The sequence below is a fragment of the Maritimibacter alkaliphilus HTCC2654 genome (assembly GCF_000152805.1).
Classification (GTDB): domain Bacteria; phylum Pseudomonadota; class Alphaproteobacteria; order Rhodobacterales; family Rhodobacteraceae; genus Maritimibacter; species Maritimibacter alkaliphilus.
On the sequence record NZ_CH902578.1, the window covers coordinates 2756252 to 2773809 of the forward strand.

The window sequence follows — 17558 nt, forward strand, 5'->3', positions numbered from 1 at the left end:
CGTTACACGCCCGTCGCCGGGATGCCTGACCGCTGCACCGGCTGCGGTGCGGTCAGCGCCTTCCATTTGGAGAGCGACGTGTTCACGGTGGCGTTCGGCTCACGCGCGACGAACTCGCCCCAGCCCGGCTTGTGGTTCATCTCGCCGTCCATCACGGCGACATGCCCGCGGGTGAGGACATAGCGGGGCAGGGCCGAGACCTCTTTGCCTTCGAACACGTTGTAGTCGATCGACGACTGCTGTGTGTCCGCCGTGATCGTTTTCGACTTCGCCGGGTCCAGCACCATGATGTCGGCATCCGCCCCCACCAGAATGGCCCCCTTCTTCGGGTAGCAGTTCAGGATTTTTGCGATGTTGGTCGAGGTGACGGCGACGAATTCGTTCATCGTGATCCGCCCCGTTTCGACCCCATAGGTCCAGAGCATCGGGATACGATCCTCCAGCCCGCCAGTGCCGTTCGGAATCTTGGTGAAGTCGCCCACGCCGTAGCGTTTCTGCTCGGTCGTAAACGCGCAGTGGTCGGTGGCGACCACGGAAAGCGTGCCCGACGAAAGACCGGCCCACAGGCTGTCCTGATGCTGCTTGTTGCGGAACGGGGGCGACATGACGCGGCGGGCGGCATGGTCCCAGTCCTGATTGAAGTATTCGCTTTCATCCAGCGTCAGATGCTGGATCAGCGGCTCGCCCCAGACGCGCTTGCCCTGCATCTTGGCCCGCCGGATCGCCTCATGGCTTTCCTCGCAGGAGACGTGGACGACGTAAAGCGGCGCACCGGCCATGTCCGCGATCATGATCGCGCGGTTCGTCGCCTCGCCCTCGACCTGCGGCGGGCGGGAATAGGCGTGGGCTTCCGGCCCGGTGTTGCCCTCGGCCAGCAGCTTGGCCGACAGTTCCGCGACCACATCACCGTTCTCAGCGTGAACCATCGGGGTCGCGCCCAATTCGGCCAGACGCATGAAGGACGAATAAAGCTCGTCGTCGTTCACCATCAGCGCGCCCTTGTAGGCGAGGAAGTGCTTGAACGTGTTGATGCCGCGCTCTTTGACGACCGTCTCCATCTCGTTGAAGACCTGCTCGCTCCACCAAGTCACGGCCATGTGGAAGGAATAGTCACAGGCGGCGCGGGTCGATTTGTTGTCCCAACGCTTGAGTGCATCCAGCAGGCTTTCACCGGGGTTCGGCAGAGCGAAGTCCACGACCATCGTTGTCCCGCCGGCAAGCGCCGCGCGGGTGCCGCTTTCGAAATCGTCCGAGGAATAGGTGCCCATGAACGGCATCTCGAGGTGCGTGTGCGGGTCGATCCCGCCCGGCATGACATAGCAGCCGGTCGCGTCCAGCGTCTCATCGCCCGACAGACCTTGCCCGATCTCGATGATCTTGCCGTCCTCGATCTTGACGTCGGCCTTGTAGGTCAGGTCGGCGGTGACGATCGTTCCGTCCTTGATGACTTTGGTGGCCATATTCTCTCTCCTGTTGTTTCCCTGACCTTATTGGACGCAGACGGGATAACCGTCGGCATTGGTCAGCGGATAGATTTTGCCGTCTCTGCGGTAGTGGTAGCAGAACCCGATATCCTCGGGTTCGGTGTAGACCAGTAGGTCCGAATAGGGGATGTCGGCGGGCAGGGCCGCCAGCGCCTCGGGCGTGTGCGGTTCATCGGCGACGTAGTAGTTGGCGGGCAACCCGCCGCTCGACCCAGACTGCCCGCAGGCCGCGAGCGTCAGAGCGAATAGTCCAAGTGCGATGCGTGTCATTGTCCCCCCTCAAACACTTGCAAAACAACCGATGGCGTCGCCGTGGACCGAGATGTCACAGGGTCCGAAGCGGCTTTCGACTGCGAGCGAGAAGACGTCGGACCATGGCAGCCAGAAGACCCGGTAAGGCCCCTTGGTCTCGGTCACCGCATAGGCGAAATCGGTGACCCCGCCCGGAAGGTTCACTTCCATCAGTTCGGGCTCGATCAAAGCAGACTTGAAGTCGGCGAGGATCGCCTCGTTCCATTCCTTGATCCCGGTGTGACGCGCCGGGTCGAACCCCGCGATCTCCGCCTGGATCAACTCCCGGATGCGGGCGACTTCCTTTGCCTGACTTTCATGTTCACTTACCAATTGCGACTCCACTCCCCGAAGGCATGGTTGTCGCTACGCGGACGCAGGTCAAATCAAGTCGTCTCCTTGCATCGCATGCCGATAGGAGCCGGCGACGATTGGCCGGATCAACTCTCAAGAAACGATCTCCGCCGTTTCGAGCGCGGCGTGGAACAAGACGTCGGCCCCGGCCATCGCCCAGTCTTTCGAGATTTCTTCGGCCTCGTTGTGGCTGAGACCGTCGACGCAGGGGCACATTATCATCGCGGTCGGGGCGACCTGATTGATCCAGCAGGCATCGTGACCCGCGCCCGAGATGATGTCGCGGTGGCTGTAGCCCAGCCGGTCCGCCGCGTCGCGCACGGCGCTCACGCAGTCCTTGTCGAACTCGACGGGATCGAAGCCGCCGACCTTCTCAAGCTCGACCTCCAGCCCCATCTCGTCGCAGATCTTCTTGGCGCCCTCGGCCAGCCGCTTTTCCATGTCCTGAATGGTGGCGAGGTTCGGAGAGCGGAAGTCGACGGTGAACACCGCCTTGCCGGGGATCACGTTTCGGCTGTTGGGGTAGATGTCGATATGACCAGCAGCCCCCACCGCGTCGGGTTTGTGGGACCACGCGATCTCGTCCACCAGTTCCAGAATGCGCCCCATGCCCAGCCCTGCGTTCTTGCGCATCGGCATCGGGGTCGAGCCGGTGTGGCTTTCCTTGCCCGTTACGGTCACCTGCGTCCACGACAGGCCCTGACCGTGGGTGACGACGCCGATGTCCTTTTCTTCGGCCTCGAGGATCGGGCCCTGTTCGATGTGCAGTTCGAACATCGCGTGCATCTTGCGCGCGCCGACCTCTTCGTCGCCGACCCAGCCGATCCGCTTCAACTCGTCGCCGAACTTTTTCCCTTCCGCATCGACCCGGTCATAGGCCCAGTCCTGCGTGTGGATGCCCGCGAAAACGCCGGACGACAGCATCGCGGGGGCGAACCGTGTGCCTTCTTCGTTCGTCCAGTTCGCGATCACGATGGGATGCTTGGTCTTGATCCCCAGATCGTTCATCGAGCGCACGGCCTCCAGCGCGCCGAGCACGCCCAGAACCCCGTCGTATTTCCCGCCCGTCGGCTGGGTGTCGAGGTGGCTGCCCATGTAGACGGGAAGCGCATCGGGGTCGGTCCCTTCGCGGGTCGCGAACATGTTGCCCATGGTGTCCACCCCCATGCTCATGCCCGCATCCTCGCACCACTTCTGGAACAGGGCGCGCCCTTCGGCATCGGCGTCGGTCAGGGTCTGACGGTTGTTGCCGCCCGCCACGCCGGGGCCGATCTTGGCCATTTCCATCAGGCTGTCCCAAAGCCGGTCGGCGTTGATACGAAGGTTCTCACCGGGGGCTGCCATGGCACTCTCCTGTCATTTCGTCGCAGTCGCGGGCGGACGCCCATACATCAGGCGCGCCGCCGTCAAATTGTGCAACAGGGAAATGGGCGGACGCGGTCGGGTGCGCTGTGACGCCTCCGAACCGATCTGTGATTTCGCGCGATGCAGCATCGCCCTTGTCCCTGTTGCGTCGCCGCGCCCCTTGTTTTGCAGGGGCTTCGGCAGAAGTTCTGGTTTTTACCATTCGGTTAAATCAAGGCTAGCACAGGCCAACCCGCGGTCAAGCACCGCTCACTGACCGCGCGAGATGCAGGTCAGCGGATCGCCCATCGGGTTGTTCGGGTGTTCGAGCCACGTGCGCTTGTCGTCCTCCGCCGGGATGGTCATGCCGGTCCGCAAGTCGGTTTCGCCGGGTTCAAGGCGGCGCATGGTGATGCAGCCTTCGACCGGGCAGACGTTGACGCACAGGTTGCAGGCGACGCATTCGTCGTCCTTCACCGTGAAAGTGCGGTCTTCCGACATGGCAATGGCCTGATGCGAGGTGTCCTCGCAGGCCGCGAAACAGCGACCGCAGGAAATGCAGAGGTCCTGATCGATTTCGGCCTTGGTCACGTAGTCGAGGTTCAGGTGCTGCCAGTCGGTGACCCGCGGGGTCGCCATGCCGATGAAGTCCGAGGTCTTGGTATAGCCCTTTTCGTCCATCCACTGACTCATGCCCGAGCACATCTCTTTCACGATGCGGAAGCCATAGGTCATCGCTGCCGTGCAGACCTGCGCATTGCCCGCGCCCAGTGCCATGAACTCGGCCGCGTCGCGCCATGTCGAAATTCCGCCGATGGCCGAGATCGGGATGCCGGCGGTTTTTTCCCAACGGGCCACTTCGGCGACCATGTTCATCGCGATGGGCTTCACCGCCGGGCCGCAATAACCGCCGTGGGTGCCAAGCCCGTCGATCATCGGTTCGGGGCACATCGCGTCAAGGTTCACGGACGTGATCGAGTTGATCGTGTTGATCATCGACACCGCATCGGCCCCGCCTTGCTTCGCGGCGAGCGCGGGCTGGCGGATGTCGGTGATGTTCGGTGTCAGCTTCACGATGCAGGGCAGGTCGGAGTGCTTTTTGACCCACTGGGTGATCTGGCCGACATACTCGGGCACCTGGCCGACGGCGGACCCCATGCCGCGCTCGGCCATGCCATGCGGGCAGCCGAAGTTCAGTTCGACCCCATCCGCGCCCGTCTCGCCCACACGGTCGAGGATCTTGCGCCAGGCATCCTCGTCCAGCGGAACCATTAGCGACACGACCACGGCGCGATCCGGGTAGTCGGCTTTGACGCGCTTGATCTCGTCGAGGTTGGTCTGAAGCGGGCGGTCGGTGATGAGTTCGATGTTGTTCAGGCCCAGAAGCCGCCGATCCGCGCCCCAGATCGCGCCATAGCGCGGGCCCGAAACGTTCACGACGGGCGGGCCTTCTTCGCCGAGCGTCTTCCACACGACGCCGCCCCATCCGGCCTCGAAGGCGCGGCGGACGTTGTATTCCTTGTCGGTCGGCGGTGCCGAAGCCAGCCAGAATGGGTTGGGGGATTTGATACCTACGAAATCGGTCGTCAGGTCTGCCATGTCATTGGCCTCCTACGGTCTGAAGAAGAATGAGATTGCCCTCGCTGTCGTGGATCATCGCCCAGCGGGTCGACGGGTCCCACGGCGCGGTGTCCGGGCCGAGATGGATGGGCACGCCCAGATTCCTGAGCGCGGCCACGTCGGCGTCGACGTCGTCACACAGCAGAACGAGGGCGGGCTTGTCGCTTGGTGTGATCGCGCTTTCTTTCGCGATCTGGAGCATGGTCTGCGCACCGGGAAGCTGGACGAAAATCCAGCGGTCGTCGCCATAGGCCTCATCCCGTTCCACCTCGAAGCCCAGCTTCTCGGTATAGAACGCCACCGCGCGCGCCTGATCCGTCGCGCTGATGGACTGGAAATGGATGTGGCTGGGCATTTTGCCTGGCTCCCCGGTTCGGTCCGCTTATCCCATAAGGCTCGCGTGGATGTCCTCGGCGGCGTCGCGGCCCTCGGACACGGCCACCACGGTCAGGTCTTCGCCCGCCGTGCAGTCGCCCCCGGCCCAGACGCCCGCGCGCGATGTGCGCCCGGCGCCCGTCACCTTGATCTTGCGCCCGTCGGTGTCGAGGCCTGCAACCTCATCGAACACCTGCCCGATGGCCTTGAACACCTGATCGGCGGGCAGCGTGAAGGTTTCGCCCGTCGGCTTGGCGTTCTCGTCGGTATAGGCGAGTTCGATGGCGGCGACGTGCCCCTCGCCGATCAGCGAGACGGGCGCGACGCCCGACATGATGTGCACGCCCTTGGATTGCGCGAGGTGCTGTTCGTATTCCGATGCTGGCATCTTGTCCTGCGACCGGCGGTAGACCAGCGTGACGTTCTCGGCGCCCAGCAGTTTGGATTGAACGGCAGCGTCGATCGCCGTCATGCCACCGCCGATCACCACCACGTTGCGGCCAACGGGGAGTTTGGTCAGGTCGTCGGTCTGGCGCAGGTCCGCAATGAATTTCACCGCATCCACGACGCCGCCAAGCTCTTCGCCCTCGATCCCGAGCGCATTTGTGTTGCCCAGCCCGATCCCGAGGAAGACCGCATCGAAGTCGGCGGCCAACCCGTCGAGCGTGATGTCGGAGCCGAGCGCCTTGCCCAGTTCCATCGTGATCCCGCCGATCTGCATCAGCCAGTCGACTTCACGCGCAGCGAAATCATCGACGGTCTTGTAGGTCGCGATCCCGTATTCGTTCAGCCCGCCCGGTTTCGGCTTTGCTTCGTAAATCACCACGTCATGCCCATGCATCGCCAGCCGGTGTGCCGCCGACAGACCCGCAGGCCCGGCGCCGACGACCGCCACGCGCTTTCCGGTCGGCTCGGCCCGCTTGAACGGGTGCACGTTCGCGCGCATCAGCGTGTCGGTGGCGTAGCGTTGCAGGCGGCCGATCTGAACCGGCTCGCCCTCGGCAACCTCGCGCACGCAGACCTCTTCGCACAGCGTTTCGGTCGGACAGACGCGGGCGCACATGCCGCCGAGGATATTCTGTTCGAGGATCGTCTTGGCCGCCGCTTCCGGCGTGCCGGTCATGATCTGCCGGATGAAAAGCGGAATGTCGATGTCGGTCGGGCAGGCTTCCATGCACGGCGCATCGTGGCAGAAATAACAGCGGTCCGCCGCGACATGCGCCTCATGCGCATCGAGCGGCGGATGCAAATCCGAAAAGTTGTCGGCCAGCGCCGGTGCCTGCAAACGCTCGGCAACCACGCCGGGGGTTTGTGGGGAATGGGTCACGGCTGTCTCCCTGTAGATTGTTCTTTTGGAGAACGCTGGCATGACTCGACTTTTTTATCAATTGGTAAAAATTATTGCGGTGTTTCATTCCACACCTGCCGCGCGACGCGCCGGATATTTTTCCAATTGGTCAATTGTTGTGCAGAGCGTTGACGAAGGCGTTGCTTCGACTTCGTGAAGGGAACGGGCGCTACCCGCAATTGGGTCTCGCCCTCGAACTCATTCGCCTTTAAGATGTATGGCGGGGCGAGTGGTTGCAAACCGAAAGCAGAGGTTCGGGCCGGTCGTAGAGATTGATGGGAAACACGAAACCGGGCGCAACGAAAGCTCGGTGGGGATCGTGAGGGCTGAATTTGGATCAGGTGGTCGAAGATCTGATTGTCGTGGGAATTGCAGCGTCGGCAGGGGGGCTCGAGGCCACGTCCTTGCTGGCCCAGAACCTGCCCAAGAGCCTGAATTGCGCCTATGTGATCGCGCAGCATATGTCGCCCAGCCACAAGAGTATGCTGGTGCCGCTCTTGTCGCGCGAGACTCGACTGAAGGTCGAAGAGGTCGAGGCGGAAACCGTGCCGTCGCCCGGAACGATCTATGTCCCGCCGCCGGGCCGCGATGTCGTGTTGGAGAACGGCACGCTCGTCCTGCGCGAACCCGTCGGTCACCATGCCGCGCCCAAGCCGTCCGCCGACCGCCTGCTGAAATCTCTGGCGAGCGATCTGGGGTCGAATGCGGTCGGTGTCGTGCTGTCCGGCACCGGAAGCGACGGGTCATATGGCGTGCAGGCCATCCGCGAAGCGGGCGGGATCACCATCGCGCAAGACCCCGGCACGTCGAAATACGACTCGATGCCGATCTCGGCGATCCGGACGGGTTGCGTCGACCTCACGCTCACGCCCGAACAGATCGGCCAGCACCTTGCCACCGTCCTGCAACAGCCGCGCGACCTGTCGTCGCTCAAGGATCTGAACGAAAAGACGTCGAAGAACCACGACCTGTTCCAGATCCTGCTCGCGCACACACTGGTCGATTTCCGACACTACAAGGAAACGACGATCAACCGTCGCATCCATCGCCGGATGTTCGCGAAGGGCATCGAGACGTTCGAGGAATATGTCGAGCTTTGCCGCCGCTCGGTGGAAGAGGTCGAGGCGCTGTATCGCGACCTCCTGATCTCGGTCACCAACTTCTTCCGCGATCCCGATCAGTTCGCCGCGCTGGAACAGGAAATCGCCGAGCGGTTCGCGGATCACGACGACGAAACGATCCGGGTCTGGGTGCCGGGATGCGCGACGGGGGAAGAGGCGTATTCCATCGCGATCCTCGTGGCCGAGGCGCTGGGCGGGCTTGAAAAACTGTCCAAGGACAAACTTCAGATTTTCGCGACGGACATCGACGACCGGGCGCTGGGCATCGGTCGCAAGGGCAAATACCCGGCCTCTGCGGCCAGCGACATTCCGGCCCGCTTCCTCGACCGTTACTTCGACGTGTCAGACGACACCGTGAAGGTGAAGGACAAGCTCAAGCAGCATGTCATGTTCACCCGCCACAACGTGTTTCAGGATGCGCCGTTCATGTCGATCGACCTCGTGTCGATCCGAAACGTGCTGATCTATTTCGAGGCGAAGTTGCAGGAGCGCGTGCTGACCCGCATTCAGTATGCGCTGAAATCGGATGGTCTGTTGTTCCTCGGCACGTCCGAGACGACGGGCGTGCTGGAAAGCTACTTCGTGCCCATCGAGTCGAACTCGAAGATCTTCGGCAAGCGTTCGCTGCGTCTGTCCCGTCCGCCGGGGCCGGAACGCACCTTGCCTGCGGGGCTCAATTTCCAGTCGGGGTCGGGCACCGGGTTCCATCGCGGCCAGATCGTCCACGAAAACACGTGGCGCTTCGACTCGCTCGCCCGGTCGGTCGTGTCCACAGGCATCCTGACGAACAGCGAAAAGTCGATCCTCAAGATCTACGGCGACATCGCCGAATTCGTTGAGATGCGGGAGCCGATTCAGGGCAGCATGACCCTTGGCGTCCTGAAAAAGACTTTGGCCTATGAGGCCGGGTCGATGGTTCTGGTTGCGCTGAAACACAAGGAAACGCGCGCCGGTCAATGGCACCAGATCGACGGGCGCGGATACAACAACCTTCGCATGGTCGCCTATCCGATCATGCCGGAAAGCGGCGATTCCGAGAATGAGCCGCTCGTCCTGATCGGTTTTGAGACCGAGATGCGGGAAGAGCCGAAGGGCGACGAAGCCGAGCGGACGGATTACCTCGACTATCTCGAAACCGAACTGACCCGCACCCGCGATACGCTTCAGGTCACCATCGAACAGCTTCAGACATCGAACGAAGAGCTTCAGTCGCTGAACGAAGAACTCCAGTCGTCCAACGAGGAATTGCAGTCCACGAACGAGGAGCTCGAAACCTCGAACGAGGAGCTTCAGTCGACGAACGAAGAACTCATCACGGTGAACGAGGAACTGCTGGTCAACACCTCGCAGCTTGAGCGGACGACCGCAGAGCTCAACGGTCTGATCTCGGGCATCCCTACGGTGATGATGATGCTGGACCTCGGCCTGCTTATCCGCCACGCGTCGAAAAGCGCGATCCAGACGTTCCAGATCAAGGAACGGGGGCATTCGCTGGGTCATCTGTCGCAGTGCTACATTCCCAAAGGCTACCCGCCCCTCGTCGACATCTGTTCGCAGGCCCTGCTCGACCGGCAGGTTCACACCCGCAACATCGAAATCGGCGACTCGCTCATCACCCTGTCCGTGTCTCCCTTGTCCACCGAGGGCGAGGGGCTGATCGGCCTGATCGTTCTGGCCGACGAGGTGGATATGTCCATCGAAGGCAAGCTGAACGAGACGCTGCGCACCTTCGGCGACATCGGCACCTGGAAGATGAACCTTACGACGGGCGAACTGGACTGGTCGCGTGAGACCTATCTGATCCACGGTATCGACCCGGACAACCACCGCAGGCAGTTGGACGAAGGGGTGAACTTCTATCATCCCGACGATCAGGCGATGGTGCGCACGGCCATCGACAAGACCGTCGAAACCGGCGAGCCCTTCCACTTCTTCGCCCGCCTCAATCGCGCGGACGGGCGCACGATCGTGGTCGAAGCGGCCGGATCGTCGGTGCGGAACGAGGCTGGCGAAGCCGTGGCGCTGGTCGGCGTGTTCCGCGATTTCTCGCGCCAGCGGAACGAAGACCTGCTGGTTCAGCATTACAACGAGGTCGCGGCGGATCAGGGGATCGGCTTCTATTCCTACGATATCGAGCACGACCTGCCGTACTGGAGCCCGCAGCTTTACGACATCCTCGGTCTCGATCCGAGCGAACCCCCGGTGGTCGATACGGCGCTGCGCCTGTTCGTGGGGGACGCGCGCGACCGCGTCGCGGATTACATGCAGTCGGCGATCGAGAAGAACGAGCCTTACGACTACGTCGAAGAGATCGAGCGCCCGGATGGAAGCCGCGCGAAGTGCCGCGGCACGGGGCGTGCGGAAGTGGATGAAAACGGCAAGGCGACCCACCTGTACGGGTCGTTTCAGATCGTGACCTGACCCGAAACGGCGCTACGGCGGGGCAGGCGTTAAGAGTTTGTTAACTCGCGAGAAGTAGCGCGAAGCCGTCGAGGTGAATAGAGTATGAGCATGGAACAGATCTCGGAAGACGGACCCAACGACACGCTCCAGATTCGCCTCGTCCGCGATTCGGACTCGGGCGAATGGTTCGCCGAGCAGATCGACATCAACCGCGGCGACGTCCATCACCGCATCGGATTTCGCAACAACCTGCCGCTTGCGCAGGCCTTCGTTCCGCAGTTTCTGGGCGAGTTGCAGCCCTACCTGCCCGACGGGCCGGCGAAGGGCGTGATGGCCGACAGTTCCGCGCTCATCGAAATTCCCGGTTTGGTGCTCGGCGGCATCCGCGTCATCGCGCAGTCGGTCGTCACCGGCATTCAGTCGCTGACCATCCGCTTCATTCGGGCGCTGGGCGCGCTTCAGGCGGTCCTTCTGCCCAAGTACCGGACCGAGACGGATATGTTCGCCAAACTCGAAGGGGCGGCGGCCCATACGCTCTTGTCGCTTCTGCACCCCGCGCTCGATCTTGCCGACGTCGGGCCGCCGACCACCCTCAGCCGCAATGTGATGGAGCAGGTGGCCGAACGGCTGGAAGTGCTTGCGCGCAACCGGAACGAAATCGGGTTCTTCGCGGTCCTGCTGCAACGCTATCTGCGCAATGCCCCCGACCTCGACCTTGCGGCCCGGCAGATCGCGGCCCAGACGAACGCCATCGGGCGGTATTGAGCGTTCCCGCATTGAGCCGTCCAGCGGGCACCTCCCGCAACGCTCAATCTGCGGCGAACGCCCGACAAAGCGGATGATCCGGGTCTTTGAGCCCGTCGATCACGTTGAAGTGGTGACGCCCCGGATCGGCGACGAGCGGTATGTTCCACGCTTCGGCAAGTAGCGCGGCTTGCCGCAGGAACTCCGGCCGTTCCCGTGCGCCGACCCATGCCGTCACATCCACCTTCCCGCGCTTGCTGCCCAGCGCGGGACTTTCCGCCGCCGCCTCATCGGCATCGAGGCGCAGGGCCTCGTTCATCGAATTCCGTCGGAGCGGGCGCAGATCGTGCAGGCCCGAGATCGAGACGACCCGTTCGACCCGGTCGGCAACCGCTTTGAGCAGGGGGGTAGACTCCGAAACCATGCGGGTGACCAGATGGCCGCCTGCCGAATGTCCGGTCAGCCGGATCGGCCCCGCAACCCGCTCGCCCGCCGCAGCAATGGCGCTGGCGATGTCTTTCGAGATTTCCGAAATCCGCACCTCGGGGGCCAAGCGGTAACTCGGCATCGCGACGGCCCAGCCATGTGCCAAAGCGCCTTCAGCCAGATCCGACCAGAAAGTTTTGTCGAACCTGAGCCAGTAGCCGCCATGCACGATGACCGCCAACCCGCGTGGTGTGCCTGCCGGGTGAAACAGGTCGAACACCTGCCTGTCATGATCGCCATAGGGAATGTCGAACGCGGCGGACGCGCTCTTGCGGAACGCCTCGGCCCTGTCGGTCCAGAGATCGGGGTAAGTTTCGCCGCCGTCGATGCGGCCTGCATTCACGAAGGCTTCTTCCCAGTCGATCCCGGTGTCCGCCACTGCACTGCCCATCGCCGCACCCCTCTCGCACGCTCTGGTTCAGGGTATAGTGCAAACATAAAAATTTCAAGCTTGAAGTATTTTTGGCAAGGCGTAGGCTTTGAGTGAGTCGGGGCTTGATCCCGGCATTGGGAAAGGAGCGCCACGATGCGGATCGCCTGTCTGGGTGGTGGACCCGCCGGTCTCTACTTCGCGATTTCGATGAAGCTGCGCGACCCGTCGCACGAGATCGTCGTGATGGAGCGAAACCGTGCCAACGACACCTTCGGCTGGGGTGTGGTTCTCAGCGACGACGCGCTGGAAAACCTCGAAGCGAACGATCCGAAAAGCGCGCAGCAGATCCGCGATCACTTCGCCTACTGGGACGATATCGCGGTGATTCATGGCGGCGTGCGAACGGTGTCGGGCGGCCACGGCTTCGCGGGGATCGGGCGCAAACAGATGCTGGTGCTGTTACAGGAGCGGGCGCGCGAGCTTGGGGTCGACTTGCGGTTCGAAACCCAGTTCGACGATATCGAGGCTATCCGAAAGGACTATGACCTCGTGGTCGGCTGCGACGGCCTGAACTCCCGCGTGCGGGCCGCCTATGCCGACACATTCAAACCGGACGTGGACACGCGAAAGTGCAAGTTCGTCTGGCTCGGCACACATCAGAAATTCGACGACGCCTTCACCTTCATCTTCGAAAAGACCGAACATGGCTGGGTCTGGGCCCATGCCTATCAATTCGACGCCGACACCGCGACCTTCATCGTCGAATGCTCGCAGGAGACGTGGGATCGCTTCGGCTTCGAAGGCATGACCAAGGACGAGACGGTCGAAACCTGCCGCCGCATCTTCGAGCGTCATCTCGACGGTCACGCGCTGATGTCGAACGCGGGCCACCTGCGCGGCTCGGCGGTCTGGATCAACTTCCCCCGCGTGCTGTGCGAACGTTGGCACCATGAGAACGTGGTGCTTCTGGGCGACGCCTCGGCCACCGCGCATTTCTCGATCGGTTCCGGCACGCGGCTGGCATTCGACAGCGCCATCGCGCTGGCGGAATTCCTGCATCGCGAGCCGACGATGGAGCGTGCGTTCGAGCGGTATCAGGACGAGCGGCGGCTCGACGTGTTGCGCCTTCAATCGGCGGCGCGCAACTCTCTTGAATGGTTCGAGGACGTTGAGCGGTATCTCGACCTCGACCCGGTGCAGTTCAACTATTCGCTTCTGACCCGGTCGCAGCGGATCAGCCACGAAAACCTCCGCCTGCGCGATGCCGATTGGCTGCAAAGCGCGGAACGCTGGTTCGCGATGCGCGCGGGCGTGGACGGGAACGCGCCGGTCCGCGCACCGATGTTCACACCGTTCAAGCTGCGCGACATGGAGCTGAAGAACCGCATCGTCGTATCGCCCATGGCGCAATACAAAGCCAAGGACGGCACGCCGACCGACTGGCACCTCGTCCATCTTGGCGAGCGAGCCAAGGGTGGGGCGGGGCTGGTGTTTACCGAAATGACCTGCGTGTCCCCCACGGGCCGGATCACGCCGGGCTGCCCCGGACTTTACGCGCCGGAGCATGAAGCGGCGTGGACCCGGATCGTGGATTTCGTCCATGCGGAAACCGATGCGCGCATCTGCTGCCAGATCGGGCATTCGGGCCGCAAGGGCTCCACCAACCTCGGGTGGGAGGGGATGGATGCCCCCTTGGCCTCGGGCAACTGGGATCTGATCTCGGCTTCGGCGATCCCGTGGTCCGAAGACAACGCGACACCACGAGAAATGACCCGCGCGGACATGGACGAGGTCCGCGATCAGTTCGTGGCCTCCACCGAAATGGCCGCACGGGCGGGGTTCGACATGATCGAACTACACGCGGCGCACGGGTATCTTTTGTCCTCGTTCATCTCGCCGACCTCCAACACACGCACGGACGACTACGGCGGGTCGCTGGACAACCGCCTGCGCTATCCTCTCGAAGTGTTTCAAGCGATGCGGGCGGTATGGCCCGCGGGCAAACCTATGTCGGTCCGCATCTCGGCGCACGACTGGGTGGGCGAGGCCGGGGTGACGCCCGAAGAAGCCGTCGAAATCGCGAGGGCGTTCGACCGGGCCGGGGCCGACCTGATCGACGTGTCGGCCGGCCAGACCTCGACCGAAGCGCAGCCCGTCTATGGCCGCATGTTCCAGACGCCGTTTTCCGACCGGATCAAGAACGCGGCGGGGATCACGACCATGGCGGTCGGCAACATCTACGAAGCCGACCACGCCAATTCCATCCTCATGGCCGGGCGTGCCGATCTGGTCGCCATCGCCCGCCCGCATCTCGCCGATCCCTATTGGACCCTGCACGAAGCCACCCGCGTCGGTGATCGTGCCGAGGCATGGCCGCTGCCCTATCTCGCAGGGCGCGATCAGGCTTGGCGACTGGCCGACCGCGATGCCGAGGCGGCACGGGTATGAGCCTTGCGGGTCGTCATATCGTGGTCACAGGCGGCGGAACGGGTGTCGGCGCCGCGATCGCGCAGGCGCTGGCGCGTGAAGGTGCCACCGTCACCATCATGGGTCGGACCGAGGCGCCGCTGGCCGAACAGGGTCTGCCGTACCAGATCTGCGATGTCACCGACGCCGAAGCGGTCGGTGCGGCCTTCGACAAGGCGCGCGATCAGGCGGGGCCGATTCATGGCGTCGTGGCCAATGCGGGCATGGCCGAAAGCGCCCCGTTCGCGCGTATGACCCCCGACCTCATGTCGCGGACGCTGGCCGTCAACGTCATCGGCACGTCGAACGTCTGGCAGGCCGCGATTGCCGACATGAAGGCCGCGGGATGGGGCCGGATGGTCGCCATTGCGTCGAGCGCGGGTCTGAAGGGCTACCCATACGTGTCCGCCTATTGCGCGGCCAAGCATGGGGTCGTTGGCCTGACCCGTGCTCTTGCGCTGGAACTGGCGAAAACGCCCATCACCGTCAACGCCGTTTGCCCCGGCTTCATCGACACGCCGATGCTGGATCGATCGGTCGAGAACATCGTCAAGACCACGGGCATGAGCGAAGAGGCCGCGCGCGCCTCGCTTTCCGCCAACAATCCGCAAGGACGGTTCATCGAGACGGATGAGGTCGCGGGCGCCGTGCTTTGGCTCCTGTCCGACGCGGCCCGTTCGGTGAACGGCCATACGCTTTCGATCACGGGGGGGGAGGTATGACGGCGGACGCAGGGCAACGCCCATCACAAACCCTCTCCAAGGAACGTCTTCGCCTGTGGCTGAAGCTGCTCAAGGCCAGTGGGATGATCGAGGAAGAGGTGCGCCGACGCCTGCGCCGGGATTTCGACTGGACCCTCCCGCGCTTCGACGTGATGTCCGCACTCCACCGCCACCCGGACGGGCTGAAGATGAGCGAGATTTCCCGGCTCCTGCGTGTGTCCAACGGAAACATCACCGGCATCGTGGACAAGCTGACCGACGAGGGGCTGGCGCTGCGCGTTTCGGTCGCGGGCGACCGGCGGGCGAACCTGATCCGCCTGACCCCGAAAGGGCGCGCGCTTTTTGCCGACCACGCCGCCGTGCACGAGGGCTGGATCGACGAACTGCTCGGCTCGGTCGACGCGGACGGCATCGCCAACATGACCGCCTGGCTCGACGAGCTGACGACACACCACGAGGAGGAGACCTGACATGCGCACCGACGTGTCCCACTTCAAATGCGAGATCGACGGGGCCATCGCCATCGTCTCTCTCGACCGGCCCGAGCGGAAGAACCCGCTGACCTTCGACAGCTACGCCGAGATGCGCGACTGGTTCCGTGAGCTTCACTACGACGACGAGGTGAAGGCGGTGATCCTTGCGCCGAACGGCGGGAATTTCTCGTCCGGCGGCGACGTGCGCGACATCATCGGGCCGCTCACCAAGATGACGATGAAGGAGCTTTTGACCTTCACCCGGATGACCGGTGATCTGGTCAAGGCGATGATCGGCTGCGGCAAGCCCATCATCGCGGCGGTCGATGGCGTATCGGCGGGCGCGGGCGCGATCATCGCCATGGCCTCGGACCTGCGGATTTCGACGCCGTCATCAAAAACCGCGTTCTTGTTCAACCGCGTCGGCCTAGCGGGCTGCGACATGGGCGCTTGCGCCATGCTGCCCCGGATCATCGGTCAGGGCCGCGCGTCGGAGCTTTTGTATCTGGGCCGGTCCATGAGTGCCGAAGAAGGCCACGCCTGGGGCTATTTCAACGCGGTCGTCGAGCCGGACGCGCTGATGGACGAGGCGCGCAAGATGGCGGGCCGGATCGCGTCGGGGCCGACGTTCTCGAACATGATGACCAAGACGATGCTGGCACAGGAGTGGTCGATGAGCCTCGATCAGGCGATCGAGGCCGAGGCGCAGGCCCAAGCGATCTGTATGCAGGGGCAGGACTTCACCCGCGCCTACGAGGCTTTCATCGCGGGCCAAACGCCCGTGTTCGAGGGCGACTGATGGCCGACACGAGTTATCTCGACTGGCCGTTCTTCGAGCCGCGCCACCGCGACCTCGCCGCACGGCTGGAGGATTGGGCGGCGTCCAACCTGGGTCAGATTGACCACTCTGACACCGACGCCGCCTGCCGCGCGCTGGTGCGGGCCTTGGGTGACGCGGGCTTTCTGGAGCATTCCGCCAGCGAGACAGGCGACCTCGACGTGCGAAGCCTTGCCCTGATCCGCGAAACGCTCGCCCGGCACGACGGTCTGGCCGATTTCACCTTTGCGATGCAGGGGCTTGGCACCGGGGCGGTCACGCTTTTTGGAAGCGACGCCCAGAGGCAGGAATGGCTGCCCAAGACCCGCAGCGGTCAGGCGATTTCGGCCTTCGCTCTGACGGAACCCGGATCGGGGTCCGACGTGGCCAGTTCCACGATGACCGCCACCCGCAACGGTGACGATTACATCCTGAACGGCGAAAAGACGTGGATCTCTAACGGCGAGATCGCGGACGTCTATACGCTCTTTGCCCGCACGGGCGAGGCACCGGGCGCCAAGGGGCTGTCGTGCTTCATCGTCACCCCGGACCTGCCGGGGTTCGAGGTGGCCGAACGGCTGGAAACCATCGCGCCCCATCCGCTCGCCACCCTCAGGTTCAAAGACTGCCGGGTGCAGGCCACGTCCATGATCGGCGGCCCCGGCGAGGGGTTCCGCATCGCGATGTCGGTGCTCGACGTGTTCCGCGCCTCGGTCGCCGCCGCCGCGCTCGGTTTCGCCCGCCGCGCGCTGGACGAGTCGCTGAACCGGGTTTCCAACCGCCGCGTACAGGGCGCGCCGCTGGCCGAGCTTCAGATGGTGCAGGGGCATATCGCCGACATGGCGCTCGACATCGACGCCGCCGCGCTTCTCGTCTACCGCGCCGCGTGGACCAAGGATTCCGGCGCGCCGCGGGTCACCCGCGAGGCCGCGATGGCCAAGCTTTTCGCCACCGATCGGGCGCAGGAGGTCATCGATACGGCAGTGCAGCTTCACGGCGGCGACGGCGTCCGCTCCGGCAGCGCCGTCGAGACACTTTACCGCGAAATCAGAGCGTTACGCATCTACGAGGGCGCCTCCGACGTTCAGCGCGTCGTCATCGCCCGCCAGACGCTCGCACAACACCACAGGGGTTAGC

At 63.6% G+C, this 17558-nt stretch carries 15 protein-coding genes; 7 read left to right on the plus strand and 8 right to left on the minus strand.

Features of this window, described 5'->3' with window-relative positions:
- Positions 1 to 2: 2 nt before the first annotated feature.
- The 7 genes from hydA to RB2654_RS14380 form a co-directional block, all read right to left on the minus strand.
- Positions 3 to 1460, minus strand: a complete 1458-nt coding sequence (hydA, locus tag RB2654_RS14350) for a dihydropyrimidinase (RefSeq protein WP_008333027.1) — start codon at positions 1458 to 1460, stop codon at positions 3 to 5.
- Between the two features lie 27 nt (positions 1461 to 1487).
- Positions 1488 to 1754, minus strand: a complete 267-nt coding sequence (locus RB2654_RS14355) for a hypothetical protein (protein ID WP_040884982.1) — start codon at positions 1752 to 1754, stop codon at positions 1488 to 1490.
- A 9-nt stretch (positions 1755 to 1763) separates the two neighbouring features.
- Complete coding sequence (locus tag RB2654_RS14360; RefSeq protein WP_148912507.1) at positions 1764 to 2108, minus strand: hypothetical protein; 345 nt, start codon at positions 2106 to 2108, stop codon at positions 1764 to 1766.
- A gap of 114 nt (positions 2109 to 2222) precedes the next feature.
- A complete protein-coding gene (locus RB2654_RS14365; protein WP_008333033.1) occupies positions 2223 to 3473 on the minus strand; it encodes a Zn-dependent hydrolase in 1251 nt (416 codons plus the stop codon).
- Positions 3474 to 3743: 270 nt separating this feature from the next.
- Positions 3744 to 5072, minus strand: coding sequence for an NAD-dependent dihydropyrimidine dehydrogenase subunit PreA (gene preA, locus RB2654_RS14370; RefSeq protein ID WP_050771970.1), 1329 nt, complete (start codon positions 5070 to 5072; stop codon positions 3744 to 3746).
- A gap of 1 nt (position 5073) precedes the next feature.
- The gene (locus RB2654_RS14375; RefSeq protein ID WP_040884986.1) at positions 5074 to 5448 is read right to left on the minus strand and encodes a VOC family protein; all 375 of its coding nucleotides are present in this window, start codon (positions 5446 to 5448) and stop codon (positions 5074 to 5076) included.
- A 27-nt stretch (positions 5449 to 5475) separates the two neighbouring features.
- Positions 5476 to 6795, minus strand: a complete 1320-nt coding sequence (locus tag RB2654_RS14380) for an NAD(P)-dependent oxidoreductase (RefSeq protein WP_040884988.1) — start codon at positions 6793 to 6795, stop codon at positions 5476 to 5478.
- Positions 6796 to 7178: 383 nt separating this feature from the next.
- Between RB2654_RS14380 and RB2654_RS14385 the strand changes: the two genes are divergently transcribed.
- Both RB2654_RS14385 and RB2654_RS14390 read left to right on the plus strand, forming a co-directional pair.
- On the plus strand, positions 7179 to 10358 hold the full coding sequence (locus RB2654_RS14385) for a chemotaxis protein CheB (RefSeq protein ID WP_148912508.1): 3180 nt from the start codon (positions 7179 to 7181) through the stop codon (positions 10356 to 10358).
- An 84-nt stretch (positions 10359 to 10442) separates the two neighbouring features.
- Complete coding sequence (locus RB2654_RS14390; protein ID WP_040884990.1) at positions 10443 to 11105, plus strand: hypothetical protein; 663 nt, start codon at positions 10443 to 10445, stop codon at positions 11103 to 11105.
- A gap of 43 nt (positions 11106 to 11148) precedes the next feature.
- Here RB2654_RS14390 and RB2654_RS14395 read toward each other — a convergent pair whose 3' ends face one another.
- A complete protein-coding gene (locus RB2654_RS14395; RefSeq protein ID WP_008333071.1) occupies positions 11149 to 11961 on the minus strand; it encodes a hormone-sensitive lipase in 813 nt (270 codons plus the stop codon).
- Between the two features lie 135 nt (positions 11962 to 12096).
- On the opposite strand from RB2654_RS14395, the gene RB2654_RS14400 reads away from it, so the two are divergent.
- From RB2654_RS14400 to RB2654_RS14420, 5 genes are read left to right on the plus strand one after another with little or no spacing between them, the layout of a single operon-like run.
- Positions 12097 to 14391 carry a bifunctional salicylyl-CoA 5-hydroxylase/oxidoreductase gene (locus tag RB2654_RS14400; RefSeq protein ID WP_008333073.1) on the plus strand — a complete coding sequence of 765 codons (2295 nt, stop codon included), beginning with the start codon at positions 12097 to 12099 and terminating at the stop codon, positions 14389 to 14391.
- On the plus strand, positions 14388 to 15131 hold the full coding sequence (locus RB2654_RS14405; protein WP_040884992.1) for an SDR family NAD(P)-dependent oxidoreductase: 744 nt from the start codon (positions 14388 to 14390) through the stop codon (positions 15129 to 15131). The genes RB2654_RS14400 and RB2654_RS14405 overlap by 4 nt, the downstream gene beginning before the upstream one ends.
- Positions 15128 to 15601 (plus strand): MarR family winged helix-turn-helix transcriptional regulator, encoded by a 474-nt coding sequence (locus tag RB2654_RS14410; protein ID WP_040884994.1) that lies wholly within the window; start codon positions 15128 to 15130, stop codon positions 15599 to 15601. Before RB2654_RS14405 ends, RB2654_RS14410 begins: the two co-directional genes overlap by 4 nt.
- 1 nt (position 15602) lies before the next feature.
- The gene (locus RB2654_RS14415) at positions 15603 to 16403 is read left to right on the plus strand and encodes an enoyl-CoA hydratase family protein (RefSeq protein WP_040884996.1); all 801 of its coding nucleotides are present in this window, start codon (positions 15603 to 15605) and stop codon (positions 16401 to 16403) included.
- Positions 16403 to 17557 carry an acyl-CoA dehydrogenase family protein gene (locus RB2654_RS14420; RefSeq protein ID WP_040884998.1) on the plus strand — a complete coding sequence of 385 codons (1155 nt, stop codon included), beginning with the start codon at positions 16403 to 16405 and terminating at the stop codon, positions 17555 to 17557. Before RB2654_RS14415 ends, RB2654_RS14420 begins: the two co-directional genes overlap by 1 nt.
- Position 17558: the final 1 nt, after the last annotated feature.

What these genes read in the sequence shown, in the direction of transcription:
- hydA (WP_008333027.1), bottom strand. Translation starts at nt 1,460, where the DNA reads ATGGCCACCAAAGTCATCAAGGACGGAACGATCGTCACCGCCGACCTG.
- RB2654_RS14355 (WP_040884982.1), bottom strand. Translation starts at nt 1,754, where the DNA reads ATGACACGCATCGCACTTGGACTATTCGCTCTGACGCTCGCGGCCTGC.
- RB2654_RS14365 (WP_008333033.1), bottom strand. Translation starts at nt 3,473, where the DNA reads ATGGCAGCCCCCGGTGAGAACCTTCGTATCAACGCCGACCGGCTTTGG.
- preA (WP_050771970.1), bottom strand. Translation starts at nt 5,072, where the DNA reads ATGGCAGACCTGACGACCGATTTCGTAGGTATCAAATCCCCCAACCCA.
- RB2654_RS14375 (WP_040884986.1), bottom strand. Translation starts at nt 5,448, where the DNA reads ATGCCCAGCCACATCCATTTCCAGTCCATCAGCGCGACGGATCAGGCG.
- RB2654_RS14390 (WP_040884990.1), top strand. Translation starts at nt 10,443, where the DNA reads ATGAGCATGGAACAGATCTCGGAAGACGGACCCAACGACACGCTCCAG.
- RB2654_RS14395 (WP_008333071.1), bottom strand. Translation starts at nt 11,961, where the DNA reads ATGGGCAGTGCAGTGGCGGACACCGGGATCGACTGGGAAGAAGCCTTC.
- RB2654_RS14400 (WP_008333073.1), top strand. Translation starts at nt 12,097, where the DNA reads ATGCGGATCGCCTGTCTGGGTGGTGGACCCGCCGGTCTCTACTTCGCG.
- RB2654_RS14405 (WP_040884992.1), top strand. Translation starts at nt 14,388, where the DNA reads ATGAGCCTTGCGGGTCGTCATATCGTGGTCACAGGCGGCGGAACGGGT.
- RB2654_RS14410 (WP_040884994.1), top strand. Translation starts at nt 15,128, where the DNA reads ATGACGGCGGACGCAGGGCAACGCCCATCACAAACCCTCTCCAAGGAA.
- RB2654_RS14415 (WP_040884996.1), top strand. Translation starts at nt 15,603, where the DNA reads ATGCGCACCGACGTGTCCCACTTCAAATGCGAGATCGACGGGGCCATC.
- RB2654_RS14420 (WP_040884998.1), top strand. Translation starts at nt 16,403, where the DNA reads ATGGCCGACACGAGTTATCTCGACTGGCCGTTCTTCGAGCCGCGCCAC.